The organism is Burkholderia sp. AU16741 (assembly GCF_002223345.1).
GTDB classification, from domain to species: domain Bacteria; phylum Pseudomonadota; class Gammaproteobacteria; order Burkholderiales; family Burkholderiaceae; genus Burkholderia; species Burkholderia sola.
Genome location: NZ_NKEZ01000008.1, coordinates 1,166,467 through 1,179,404, shown reverse-complemented (window position 1 = coordinate 1,179,404; position 12,938 = coordinate 1,166,467). Strand labels below are relative to the sequence as shown.

Genomic DNA, 12,938 nt, shown 5'->3' with positions numbered 1-12,938 from the left:
CAACATGAAGATCGGATTTATCGGCCTCGGCCACATGGGCGCGCCGATGGCGCTGAACCTGCTGAAAGCCGGCCATGACGTGCACGCGTTCGACCTGAGCGCCGACGCGTTGCGCGCGCTGCAGGACGCCGGCGCGCAGGTGGCAGCTTCCCCGCGCGATGCGGCATCGGGCGCGACGTTCGTGATCACGATGCTGCCGGCCGCGCCGCACGTGCGCTCGGTGCTCGCCGGCGAGAACGGCGTGCTGGCCGGCCTCGGCGCGGGCGCGACCGTGATCGATTCGAGCACGATCGACCCGGCGAGCGCGCAGGCGTTCGGCGCGCTGGTGCGCGAGCACGGCGGCGCGTTCGTCGATGCGCCGGTGTCGGGCGGCACCGGCGGCGCGGCGGCCGGCACGCTGACCTTCATGGTCGGCGGCAGCGACGCGGATTTCGAGCGCGTGAAGCCGGTGCTCGCCGGGATGGGCAAGAACATCGTCCATTGCGGCGCGACCGGGATGGGGCAGGTCGCGAAGGTCTGCAACAACCTCGTGCTCGGCATCTCGATGGCGGCGGTGTCGGAGGCGATGTCGCTCGGCGTCGCGCTCGGCATCGACCCGAAGGTGCTGGCCGGCATCGTCAACACGTCGACGGGCCGCTGCTGGAGTTCGGACACCTACAACCCGTATCCGGGCGTGATCGAGACCGCGCCGTCGTCGCGCGGCTACACGGGCGGCTTCGGCACCGACCTGATGCTGAAGGATCTCGGCCTCGCGAACGATGCGGCGAAGCAGGCGCGCCAGCCCGTCTATCTCGGCGCGCTCGCGCAGCAGCTGTACCAGACGATGAGCAGCCGCGGCGACGGCCAGCTCGATTTCTCGGCGGTGATCCGCCTGTATCAACCGGCCACGAAGAAGGACGCGTGATGATCGAACTCGACTACGTCGACGACGGCGCGATCGCGTGCGCGACGCTCAAGCGTCCGCCCGCGAACGCCTTTACCGCCGACGGGCTGCAGCAATTGCAGCAAACCGTCGCCGAACTGAATGCGAACCCGCGCGTGCGTGCGCTGGTGATCACCGGCGACGGCCCGAAATTCTTCAGCGCGGGCGCCGACCTCAACACGTTCGCCAACGGCGACCGCGCGGTCGCGCGTGCGATGGCGTCGCGCTTCGGCGCGGCGTTCGAGGCGCTGCACGACGCGCGCGTCGTGACGATCGCGGCGATCAACGGCTATGCGATGGGCGGCGGTCTCGAATGCGCGCTCGCGTGCGACCTGCGGATCGCCGAGACGCATGCGCAGATGGCGCTGCCCGAACCGTCGGTTGGCCTGCTGCCGTGCGGGCTCGGCACGCAGACGCTGCCCTGGCTCGTCGGCGAAGGCTGGGCGAAGAAGATCATCCTGACCGGCGCGCGCGTCGATGCGGCTACCGCGCTGCGGATCGGCCTCGTCGAGGACGTGGTGGAAAGCGGCGCCGCGCGCGATGCGGCGCTCGCGCTGGCGCGCAACGTCGCGCGGCAAAGCCCGCATGCAGTCGCCTACAGCAAGGAGCTGATCGGCCTCGCGCGCCGCGGCGTACCGCGCGGCGCGGCGCTTGCCGTCGAGCGCGAACGCTTCGTCGACCTGTTCGACACGGCCGATCCGCGCGAAGGCGTGGCGGCGTTCCTGGGCAAGCGCGCGCCGCAATGGCATACCGATGGAGAGCCGCAACGATGAGCACGCCGGTGACGAATCACGACGTTTTCGCGGAGCATGCGCCCGAGGTGCTGTTTCGCGTGGTGAACCGCGTGGCGCTGATCACGCTGAACCGGCCGGCCGCGCTCAACGCGCTGTCGTACGCGATGATCGGCGAACTCGCGGCGCTGTTCGAGCGCTGCCGCCACGACGACCAGATCGTCGCGGTCGTGCTGCGCGGCGCGGGCGAGAAGGGCTTCTGCGCGGGCGGCGACGTGCGTGCGTTGTACAAGATGGTCGCGCAGCGCGAAACGTGGCTGCCGTTCTTCGTCGACGAATACCGGCTCGATTACGCGATCCACGCGTTCCCGAAGCCGGTGGTCGCGCTGATGGACGGCGTGACGATGGGCGGCGGCATGGGCCTCGCGCAGGGCGCGGCGCTGCGTGTCGCGACCGAGCGCAGCAAGATCGCGATGCCGGAAACGCGCATCGGCCTCGTGCCTGACGTGGGCGCGACGCATTTCCTGTCGCGCATGCCGGTCGAACTCGAACTGTACGTGGGGCTGACCGGCGCGATGCTGTCGGGCGCCGACGCGCTGAGCGCGAAGCTCGCGGATCTGTGCGTGCCGTCCGCGTGGCTCGACACGTTCGAGACGCGCATCGAAAGCGTCAAGTGGGACGGCGATGCGCTGCCGTTGCTGCGCAAGGTGTTCGAGCCGCCGTGCAACGTGGTGCCGCATGCGGCGCTCGACAGCCAGATGCCGTGGATCGTCCGCCATTTCGACAAGCGCTCGACCGTCGAGCGGATCGTCGCGACGCTCACGCAGGATCTGGCGCGCGACGAGCTGGCGCGCGAGCAACGCCAATGGCTGCAGGCGACGCTCGATGCGCTCGCGAGCCATTCGCCGACGATGCTCGCCGTGACGCGCGAGGCGCTGCTGCGCGGCCGGCAGATGACGCTCGCGGAGTCGTTCCGGATGGAGCTCGGCATCGTCGAGCGGGCGATCGAGGAAGGCGATTTCTGCGAAGGCGTGCGCGCGCATCTCGTCGACAAGGATCGCAAGCCGCGCTGGGCGCCCGCATCGCTCGTCGAGTTGCGCGCCGAACGCGTGCGGCATTTCCTGACGTCGCCGTGGAAGCTGTTCGCGCATCCGCTCGCCGATCTCGGCGCGGCGTGACCCTTGCGTGATGGCCCGACGCGCCGCACGGCGCGTCGGTTTCCACTCGTCTCAGTGCGCTTCGTCCGGGCGTTCGATCATCGGCGGCACCGCCTGCGCGAGCGCATCGATCACGCAGCGGGTCTTGCGCGGCAGGTAGCGCGTTTTCGGCCAGATCGCGTGAATGTCGCCTTCGCAGACGAAGCAGCGATCGAGCACGACCACCATCTCCCCGCGCTTCACGTAATGGTCGAGCAGCCAGCTCGGCACCCACGCGATCCCGAACCCGGCCGCGCCGGCCGCGGCGATCGCCTGCACGTCGTCGAAACTCAGTTGATGCGGCATGTCGATCCGCACCGTCGAGCCATCCGGCGCGCGCAAATCCCACGGCTGCACCACGCCCGAACGCGAATACGCGATCGTCCGGTGATGCTTCAGATCGTCGAGCGTTTTCGGCATCCCGTAGCGCGCGAGATACGATGGCGCCGCGCCGAGGCTGCCGTATTGCGTGCCGAGCCGCCGCACCGCGAGGCTCGTGCTGTCCGCGAGCGTGCCGATTCGCACCGCCAGATCGATCCCTTCCTCGACGAGATCGACGAAGCGGTCGGTGATCGACACGTCGATCCGCAGATGCGGGTAAGTGCGCGCCAGGTCGAGCACGATGGGTGTCACGCAGTGAGGCCCGAACGCGAGCGGCACGCTCAGCCGCAGCTTGCCGCACGCCTCGTGGCGGCCGCAGTCGAGATCGGCTTCCGCCGCTTCCAGCTCCGCCAGCGCGCGCACGCAGCGGTCGTAGTACGCCTGGCCGTCGTCGGTCAGGCTCTGGCTGCGCGTCGTGCGCTGCAGTAGCCGTGCGCCGAGCCGCTTCTCGAGCCGCGCGATTGCCTTGCCGACCGCCGAGCGCGTCATGTCGAGCCGCTCCGCGGCCAGCGCGAAGCTGCCCGATTCCACGACCTGGACGAAGGTCGTGACGCCGTCGAGTCTGTCGGTCATCGTGAGTTGCGTGTTGGGTCGATTGGGTCCTGAGATTCCCCAGTGCGCGGAAATACGTGCGTCAATGGGGAGATGGGTTCTCACTATAGTACCGATTCCCACCCAGCGTGCGTCGCCGGCCGCACGCGGCGAATCCTACTCACCTGGAGGCGCGCGGCCTGTCGCCGGGCCGCCGCGCAATACGCATGACGCTATCCGACTCCCGCAGGAATGCGGTCGCGCTCGCGGCCGTTTGTCTCACGTCGCTGATGTTCGGCCTCGAGATCTCGAGCGTGCCGGTGATCCTGCCGACGCTCGAACACGTGCTGCATGGCGATTTCAACGGCATGCAGTGGATCATGAACGCGTACACGATCGCGTGTACGACGGTGTTGATGGCGGCCGGCACGCTCGCGGACCGGTTCGGCCGCAAGCGCGTGTACGTGAGCGGCACCGTGCTGTTCGGCGCGACGTCGCTGCTGTGCGGGCTCGCGCCGAACGTGCCGGTGCTCGTCGCGGGCCGGCTGTTGCAGGGCGCGAGCGGCGGCGCGATGCTGATCTGCCAGATCGCGGTGCTGTCGCATCAGTTCCGCGAAGGGCGCGAGCGCGGCCGCGCGTTCGGGATCTGGGGGATCGTGTTCGGCATCGGGCTCGGGTTCGGGCCGATCGTCGGCGGCGCGATCGTCGCGCTGGCGAGCTGGCCGTGGGTGTTCCTCGTCCATGCGCCGCTCGCGGCCGTCGCGCTCGTGCTGATCGGCGGCGCGGTGCAGGAATCGCGCGATCCGCATGCGGGCGCGCTCGACGTCGCGGGCATCGTCACGCTGTCACTCGCGGTGCTCGGCCTCGCGTTCTACATTACCCAAAGCGCCGAACTCGGGCTCACGAGCGGGGCCGGCCTCGGCGTGCTCGGCGCGACCGTGCTCGCGGTAATCGGCTTCGTCATCGCGGAGCGCGCCAGCGCGCGGCCGATGTTCGACTTCTCGGTGTTCCGGATCCGCGCGTTCACCGGCGCGATCTTCGGCTCGATGGGGATGAACTTCAGCTTCTGGCCATTCATGATCTACCTGCCGATCTGGTTCCAGGTCGCCCTCGGCTACGACAGCGTGACGGCCGGCCTCGCGTTGCTCGCGTACACGCTGCCGACGCTGATCGCGCCGCCGTTCGGCGAACGGCTCGCTCTGCGCTACGGGCCGGGCGTCGTGATTCCGGGCGGCCTGTTCACGATCGCGGCCGGTTTCGTGCTGATGCGGCTCGGCAGCGCGGCCGATCATGCGAGCTGGCTGACGATGCTGCCGGGTTGCGTGATCGCCGGCATCGGGCTCGGCCTGACGAACACGCCCGTCACCAACACGACGACGGGCGCGGTGCCGAGCGCGCGGGCCGGGATGGCGTCGGGCATCGACATGAGCGCGCGGATGATCTCGCTCGCGCTGAACATCGCGACGATGGGCTTCGTGCTGGTGGCGGGGATCGTCGCGAGCCTGAAGGGCGGGCCGGCCGGCGCGATCGGCGGCGCGGCGCTGCGCCGGCTCGCGCAGGAAATCGCGGCGGGCCGCACCGACGGGTTGCAGGCGATCGCGCCGGCGCTCGCGCAGGCCGACCCGGGCGGCGCGGCGCTGCACGCGGCGCTTGTGCAGGGCTTCGGCTGGGTGATGGTGTACGGTGCGGCCGGCGTGGCCGTGCTCGCGGCCGCGAGCGCGGTGGCGTTCGCGCCGGCGCGGCGCGGGGCCGTCGTGTGTGAATGACGCGGCCGGCGCGCGGCGCGTGGTGTGCAACGCTGGTCAGGAAGTCCCGCCGCCAAGCGCGCGGTACAGCTTCATCTGGTTGTTGAGCCGGTTCAGGCGCGTCAGTTCGTCGGCGCTTTGCGCACTCCTCAACACCTGCTGCTGGTCGAGCCACGGTTGCACGGCGGTCGCGCCGGCCGCGAAGCGCGCGGCGGCGAGCCGTTCGGCGCGCTGCGCCTGCGCGAGCGACAGCGCGCGCTGTTCGGCTTCGCGTTCGAGCTGCACGCGCGCGGACAGCGCATTCTCGACTTCCGCGAGCGCCGTGTAGAGCCGCTGGCGGAATCCGGCCACCGCTTCCTCGTATTGCGACTTCGACACCCTGATCTGCAACTGCATCGTGTTCCACTGGATGAACGGTAGCGCGAGGCCGAGCCCGAGCGTGCCGACCGGGTTCGTCAGCACGCGCTCGAGGCTCGTGCTCGTCGTGCCGGCGCTGCCGGTCAGCGTGAAGGTCGGGTAGAAGCTCGCGCGGGTCGCGTCGACCTGCGCGAGCGACTCGCGCAGCCGGAATTCCGCCGCACGCAGGTCCGGGCGCCGGCCGAGCAGGCTGGCCGGCAGACCGGCCGCCACGTCGGGCGGTGCGGCGTCGGGCAGCGCCGCCGGTTCGGCCGCGAGTTGCTGCGGCGGCCGGTCGAACAGGATCGCGAGCGCGTGGCGGTTTTCGGTGCGCTGCTGGATCAGCTGCGTCTGCGCCGCGCGCTGCGCGGCGAGGCTCTGTTCGGCCTGCGCGAGGTCGAGCCCCGACACGGCGCCGGCCGTATGCCGCGACCGCACCAGCGCGAGCGTGCGCGCCGCATACGCGATGTTCGCGTCGCCGAGCGCGATCTGCCGGTTCAGATAGCCGAGCTGCCAGTACAGCGCCGCGGTCGTGCCAATCAGCGACAGCCGCGCGGCTTCGAGATCGGCGGCCGTCGCGTCGGCTTCCCAGCGCGCGGCATCGCGCAGCGCGGCCAGCCGGCCCCACAGGTCGATTTCGTAGCTGAGCGAACCGTTGATACCGCTCGAGCGGCTCGTCCGGTGCGTATCGAGCGTGCGCGACACGGCGCCGTTCGCGCCGAGCGTCACGTTGGGCGTCAGGTTCGTATCGACGAGCCCGGCCTGCAACTGCGCGCGATACACGCGGATCGCCGCGATCGCGAGGTCGCTGTTGGCGCGCAGCGCGTCGTCGATCAACGCGTCGAGTTGCGGATCGCCGAAGCTGCGCCACCAGTCTCGCGTGGCGGCCGGCGCGTCGGCCGCGACCGGCGCGGCCCAGCTCGCGGGCATCGCGACGGCCGGCAGCGGATCGTGGCGCGCACCCGCACAGCCGGCGAGCAGCGCGGCCGCGCACGCGAATGCGCCGAGCCGACGTGGCGGGAAGGAATGCGTGATGGCCATGTTTCGTCAGTCGCGCGCGAGCGCATCGATCGGATCGAGCCGCGACGCGTTGCGCGCCGGCATGAACCCGAAAATCACACCGGTGAGCGTCGAGCATACGAACGCGGTCACGATCGCGCCGGCCGAGAACACCATCTTCCATTGCGCGACGAACATCGAGAACAGCGCGCCAAGCCCGAACGACAGCGCGATGCCGATCGTGCCGCCGAGCAGGCACACGAGCACGGCCTCGACGAGGAACTGCTGCAGGATGTCGGACTGGCGCGCGCCGACCGCCATCCGGATGCCGATCTCGCGCGTGCGCTCGGTGACCGACACCAGCATGATGTTCATCACGCCGATCCCGCCGACGACGAGCGAGATCACCGCGATCAGCGACAGCAGCAGCGTCAGCGACTGGCCGGTTTTCTCGACGGTCTTGACCACGCTGTCCATGTTGTACGTGAAGAAGTCCTTGCGGCCGTGGCGCTGGATCATCAGCGTCTCGAGGCTTTTCTCGGCGGCGGCGCTCGGCTGCCCGTCGCGCACGCGCACGGTGATGCTGTCGAGATAGCGCTGGCCGAACAGGCGTCCGCTCGCGGTCGTGTACGGCAGCCATACGTTCAGGCTCTTCACGCTGCCGAATGCGCTTTTCTTGTCGGCGGTCACGCCGATCACGACGCACGGCACGTTGTCGACCAGGATCGCTTCGCCGACCGGATTGCGCGTCGCGCCGAACAGCTTGCGGCGCGTGTTCTGGTCGATCACGGCCACTTGCGCCTGGCGGCGCACCGCATCGTCGTCGAACGGGACGCCGAGCGCGAAACGCATTCCGCGCGCGTGGAAGTAGCTGTCGCCGACGCCGCTCACGAGCGCATGGACGTCGATGTTGCGGTAGCGCAGCAGCAGCGTGCGCGACGTTTCGGGCGTCGCGCTGTCGACGTACGGCTGCTCGGCGAGCGCGGCGACGTCGGCGGGCACGAGCGTCTGGATCGTGTCCGCGCGGCTGTCGCCCCAGTCGGTGCCCGGATAGAGGCTGATCGTATTGGTGCCGATGCTGCCGATCTCTTCGAGCATATAGCGTTTCGCGCCTTCGCCGATCGCGACGATCGATACGACCGACGTGATGCCGATGATGATGCCGAGCATCGTCAGCAGCGTGCGCAGCCGGTGCGACACGAGCGCGATCCACGCCATCCGGCACGCTTCGGCGAAGCGACCGGTGCCGGCTGCGAAGCGTCGGGCGCGCGGGGCCGTGCCGGCGTCGGCGTCGGGGTTGGCGTCGGTGCTGGCGGGCAGCGCTGCATTGTCGGAAGCCCGTGCAGCGGGCGTGTCGGCGGCCGTTTCGGCGGTTGTGGCCGCGCCGACGCCGGCTTCATCGAGCGCCACCGCGTAATGACGATTCGGCCGGTCGGCGACGATCTCGCCGTCGCTGATCTCGACGATGCGCCGCGCATGGCGCGCCACGGCCTTGTCGTGCGTGACGATCACGATCGTATGGCCGAGCGCGTTCAGCTCGTGCAGGATGCGGATCACGTCCTGGCCGCTTTTCGTGTCGAGCGCGCCGGTCGGTTCGTCCGCGAGGATCACCTGGCCGCCGTTCATCAGCGCGCGCGCGATGCTCACGCGCTGCTGCTGGCCACCGGATAGTTGCCCGGGCCGGTGATGCGCGCGATCCGCGAGGCCGAGGCGCGCGAGCAGCGCGCGGGCGCGGGCGTGCCGCTCGGCATGCGGAGTGCCCGCATAGATCGCCGGCATTTCGAGGTTCGCGACCGCGTCGACGTGCGGCAGCAGGTGATAGCGCTGGAACACGAAGCCGAAGTGTTCGCGGCGCAACTGCGCGAGCTCGTCGCTGTCGAGCATGTGCGTGTCGCGCCCGCCGACCGTGTACGTGCCTTCGCTCGGATGGTCGAGGCAGCCGAGGATGTTCATCAGCGTCGACTTGCCGGAGCCCGACGCGCCGACGATCGCGACGATCTCGCCCGCATCGATCGACAGGTTGACGTCGTTCAGGACGACGATGTCCTTGTCGCCGGCCGGAAAGCGTCGCGTGACGGCAGCGAGTTTGAGCAGGGGCTGGCGCATCGTCACACCACGTCCGCCAGCGCTACGCGTTCGTCCGCCGATGCTTCGCCGATCACCACGCGCTCGCCGTCCTTCAGGCCGGCCAGCACTTCGACGCGCACGTTGTTGTTGATGCCGATGCGGATATGGCGCGTTTCCGTGCTGCCGTCGGCGCGCAGCACGCGTACCGCGACGGTGCCGTCCTTGCGCTTCTCGCCGAGCGCGGCGGCCGGGATGATCAGCGCGTTGCGCGCGTCGCCGAGCACGATGTTGACCTGCGCGGTCATCGCGATGCGCAGCCGGTGCCCGGGATTCGGTACGTCGAACAGCGCGTTGTAGAACACCGCGGCGTTCGGCTTCGCGCTGCCGCCGCCGAGCGGGCTTTGCGCGTCGGCGTAGTTCTGGGGCGCCGGTTCGATCGCGCGCAGCTTGCCGTAGTGCCGCTTGTCCGGTTCGCCGAGGCTCGTGAAATACGCGGTCTGGCCGGCGCTCACGCGAACCACGTCGGCTTCCGACACCTGTGCCTTCACGGTCATCGTGTCGAGATTCGCGAGCTTCAGGATCACCGGCGCCTGCTGCTGCGCGATCACGGTCTGGCCTTCCTGCGTGACGATCGCGACGACCTGTCCGTCGATCGGCGCGACGATGCGCGTGTAGCCGAGGTTGGCCTGCGCGGTCTCGATCTGGATGCGCGCCGAACGGATCTGCGCGGCGAGCGACGCGAGGGTCGCTCGCTGCACGTCGAGCGTCGCCTTCGCGGCCTCGAACGATTCGCGCGACGTCGCGTCGTCGGGCAGCATCGCCTGCTGGCGGCTAAACGCGAGTTCGGCTTGCGTCAGCTGCGCAGCCGCCGATTGCTGCTGCGCGCGCAGGCTTTCTTCGCTGGCGCGCGCCTGGCGCAGCGCGTTTTCCGAGATCACGGGATCGATCTCGGCGAGCCACTGGCCCTTCGTGACCTTGTCGCCGAGCTTGACCTTCAGCGTCTTCAACTGCCCCGACACCTGCGCGCCGACGTCGACCTGTCGGAACGCCTGCAGCGCGCCGGTCGCGAGCACCGCGTTCTCGAGATCGCCGCGCGTGACGGGCGCGGATAGGTATTGCGGATGCTTGCTCGGCGTGGCTAGCGTTATTGCTACGACAGCGGTAACAATGGTGGCACTGCTGATGGCCAGCACAGTGAGCCGGCGGCGTGTCTTCTTATTCATGCGAATACGGGGTTGGTGAGTCGGGCGGCGGTAGTGTGGACGGCCAATCGACGTGGTCCTGTAATCGTGGCATGCAGTGCAGATCGATACAGGAGTCGGATGGATGCCGCGCGGCGGTGCAGGTTCGAGTCAGGCGGCCATGATAATCGAGGAGATTTCGTGAATTCGTGTAGGAATTGTGCTGAATTGTGGCGGCAGTTCTGCGGCGTGGCTGCCCCGTTTTGTCGGCATTTCTATCCATGAAATGGCAGGTCAGTACAAGGGTGCGGACAGGATCGTCACCTGGATTCGATCCGCGCTACCGTAATCGCGGAATGCCCCTTCAAACTTCAGGGGCGGGATGGGGTTCCAAGTTCCACGTGGTGATTGCGATCAATCTTGTCAGCCAAATCTTTCCCGGAAATAAATCCCGCGACTCTTTCTCCGGAAGGCAGGAACGTGGTGGGTGTTCCCCTGATGTTGAGCTTCTTTCCCAGTGAAAGGAGTTCTTTTGTGATGGTGGGCTGGCAACGCTTGCGGGGGACAGTGGTTTTCCCTCTTTCGACCCATTGCTTCCATGCTTGGAGTCGGTTGTCGGCGCACAGAATGATTTCGGATTTGATGGCGGAGTCCGCAGAAAGCACTGGATACAGAAAAATATATACGGTTGCGTTGGGAACCTTGCCTAGCTCGGGACTCATTTTCTTGTAAAACGAGCAGTTCGGATCGAAGAAAGTAGCGATCACGCGCTCTCCGGTTCCATTTTTTTGTTTGATGGCGTATTGGAATGGAAGGTCATTGATGTTTATGCTGTTAATCTTATTGAGTTGTGTCTCTGTTATGTTTTCCTGGCTGTTGGTATCGAACAGATTACCGATAATAATGTGCGATGCCGATGAATTGCTGTAGAAAATTTGTGAATTTGCCGTGACTTCATATAGTCCGTCGATTTTTGACGGCATAACGTGCTCTATCTTCAATTCGGGAAGTTCGGTTTGCAATTTTCGTTGCAAGTTCGCTTCTACATCGGCGGCAACCGCCTCGGTGTGCGCTGTTGTGAGCGCGACTGTAAAGAGTGATGTCAGGAGGGATTTTAGATTATTCGGCATGACGTGCTGAAGCTGAAATTTGTTTGGCTGAGGAATGGGAATGTCAGGAACTCGCAATTCGTATCTGCGTTTGCGTGATGCTGACTTCAGCTTGTTTCTCGATGATGCCATTCAAGAAGAATTTCTCGAGTCGATGATAGAGAAAAATGTCTCCCGGAAAATCACGTCTTTCCGAGTGGATTTTTTCCATTATGCGCAATGCCACTATCGGCGTGGGCTCCCACTTCCTAGTCATGGAATTGATGATGTATTCGTCGAAATCTGTTGATCGGAAAGATTGAATTTTTCCAATTTGATTGATCATTCTGAAGTCGGAATTTTCCTCAACCAGGGCGCCCCATTCTGCGATATATGGGTTGAAATCGTTCGATTTTCTTTCAGCTGCATTGTCGAGAAGCTCGGCGAGATTGAAGAAATTCTCCGCAACTGGATGGGCGCACTTTTCCGGGATCGAAATCAACAGAAAATCGCGTGGAGTATCATGGCTTATCCAGTGTATGAAATTCGCATATTCGATTGATGATAATGGATTTACCCATGCACATATTTTGATCGACTCGTTGGTGTGGATGGTAGGGATGTCGATGGTCAGGTCGTTTGGGATATATCCAAAATTATCGGAAAACCACGCCGACAGTGTCGAAATGTTGCGTTCTTTGAGAGGGCCGAGGTGCCAGTTTCCGCCAATAAGAACGTGTGACCCCATCAATCGTCCGTCCGAAATTGCAGATGCAATGACATTGGACGTGATGTCCGAGAATGATGCGTGGACCAAATTTTGGTGATCTTTGTTTCGGAGCATTGGTATACCTTGATCCTGGGTAGAAACTTCAACTTCGTCGCGAGCGAACGACGGATTTTTGTGCGGTTGAGCGACATCGACATGACTACTCGCGACGAAGCACATCACTGTCGTTATACGGCGCAACCGCTGATCATCGGCCACCATCCATTCGAGCGATTGCAGTTATTCAAGCAATCTGCGCATCGTGTCATGCCAGCCGTGCTGCCGGGTCTGCTGCCGTATCGCTGAATGCACATTGTGTAGAAAACAGAGCAACTTGTGAATGCTCGTTGATTGGACGTGTTCGGACCTTCGAGGATTTTGCTCGCAAGCCCGTCGGCTGCAGCACTGCCAGGATGAATCAAGGCAACGACGATGCCAAAGGCGACTGCAGCCGATCTGGTGGTCTTTCGAGTGAAGAAGCTTTGCTTGGAATGCATCGAAACCTCCTTTGTGGCGGGTTGAGGAAAGGCGATGATTGCTTGATGCAATGGGTATGTTTTTGAGATTTATTTGCCGATGTCAATTTAGTATTCCTGTGTTTCGTAGATTAATTTTCAGAGGGGCGATTTTTCAAGGATTTATTTTTTTGAGATAATCGAATTGTTGCTGATTGTCATTTTTTTAAATTTGTCAATTCGGATTGGTTGGCGTTTTCCAATTCCAATGAGAGTTGATTCGGTATCCTCGCGAGCGGCGGGGCCAAGAGGTTTCGCTTATCGGGGCAGGAAATTGGAGCGCCGTTGGGGAGTGGCGTGGATGTTGTGTCCGATCCGGCAAAAGCAGCGGGCGGACTGCCCGGATGGAGGCGAAGGCATCGAACAGATGGCGTTCGCGTGGGGTGCACGGTAGGGAAGGCGAGCAGATATGGTGCC

General features: G+C 65.3%; 11 protein-coding genes. 5 read left to right on the top strand and 6 right to left on the bottom strand.

Annotated elements, in window-relative coordinates; genetic code table 11:
• The first annotated feature begins 4 nt into the window (after window positions 1-4).
• From mmsB to CFB89_RS25725, 3 genes are read left to right on the top strand one after another with little or no spacing between them, the layout of a single operon-like run.
• A complete protein-coding gene (gene mmsB / locus CFB89_RS25735; RefSeq protein WP_089470316.1) occupies window positions 5-904 on the top strand; it encodes a 3-hydroxyisobutyrate dehydrogenase in 900 nt (299 codons plus the stop codon).
• Window positions 904-1,695 carry an enoyl-CoA hydratase gene (locus CFB89_RS25730; protein WP_089470315.1) on the top strand — a complete coding sequence of 264 codons (792 nt, stop codon included), beginning with the start codon at window positions 904-906 and terminating at the stop codon, window positions 1,693-1,695. Before mmsB ends, CFB89_RS25730 begins: the two co-directional genes overlap by 1 nt.
• A complete protein-coding gene (locus CFB89_RS25725) occupies window positions 1,692-2,831 on the top strand; it encodes an enoyl-CoA hydratase/isomerase family protein (RefSeq protein ID WP_089470314.1) in 1,140 nt (379 codons plus the stop codon). Before CFB89_RS25730 ends, CFB89_RS25725 begins: the two co-directional genes overlap by 4 nt.
• Window positions 2,832-2,882: 51 nt before the next feature.
• Here CFB89_RS25725 and CFB89_RS25720 read toward each other — a convergent pair whose 3' ends face one another.
• Window positions 2,883-3,803 carry a LysR family transcriptional regulator gene (locus CFB89_RS25720; protein WP_089470313.1) on the bottom strand — a complete coding sequence of 307 codons (921 nt, stop codon included), beginning with the start codon at window positions 3,801-3,803 and terminating at the stop codon, window positions 2,883-2,885.
• A gap of 185 nt (window positions 3,804-3,988) precedes the next feature.
• On the opposite strand from CFB89_RS25720, the gene CFB89_RS25715 reads away from it, so the two are divergent.
• A complete protein-coding gene (locus CFB89_RS25715; RefSeq protein WP_089470312.1) occupies window positions 3,989-5,527 on the top strand; it encodes an MFS transporter in 1,539 nt (512 codons plus the stop codon).
• A gap of 36 nt (window positions 5,528-5,563) precedes the next feature.
• Here CFB89_RS25715 and CFB89_RS25710 read toward each other — a convergent pair whose 3' ends face one another.
• The 5 genes from CFB89_RS25710 to CFB89_RS25690 form a co-directional block, all read right to left on the bottom strand.
• Entirely contained in the window at window positions 5,564-6,943 is a 1,380-nt protein-coding gene (locus tag CFB89_RS25710) for an efflux transporter outer membrane subunit (protein ID WP_089470311.1), read from the bottom strand.
• Window positions 6,944-6,949: 6 nt separating this feature from the next.
• Window positions 6,950-9,007, bottom strand: a complete 2,058-nt coding sequence (locus tag CFB89_RS25705; protein WP_089470626.1) for a MacB family efflux pump subunit — start codon at window positions 9,005-9,007, stop codon at window positions 6,950-6,952.
• 2 nt (window positions 9,008-9,009) lie between these two features.
• Entirely contained in the window at window positions 9,010-10,191 is a 1,182-nt protein-coding gene (macA, locus tag CFB89_RS25700; protein WP_089470310.1) for a macrolide transporter subunit MacA, read from the bottom strand.
• A 329-nt stretch (window positions 10,192-10,520) separates the two neighbouring features.
• Complete coding sequence (locus tag CFB89_RS25695; RefSeq protein WP_089470309.1) at window positions 10,521-11,390, bottom strand: DsbC family protein; 870 nt, start codon at window positions 11,388-11,390, stop codon at window positions 10,521-10,523.
• On the bottom strand, window positions 11,323-11,985 hold the full coding sequence (locus CFB89_RS25690) for a DUF3658 domain-containing protein (protein WP_256979762.1): 663 nt from the start codon (window positions 11,983-11,985) through the stop codon (window positions 11,323-11,325). The genes CFB89_RS25695 and CFB89_RS25690 overlap by 68 nt, the downstream gene beginning before the upstream one ends.
• Window positions 11,986-12,045: 60 nt before the next feature.
• Between CFB89_RS25690 and CFB89_RS35075 the strand changes: the two genes are divergently transcribed.
• A complete protein-coding gene (locus CFB89_RS35075) occupies window positions 12,046-12,312 on the top strand; it encodes a hypothetical protein (protein WP_179233499.1) in 267 nt (88 codons plus the stop codon).
• Window positions 12,313-12,938 lie beyond the last annotated feature (626 nt).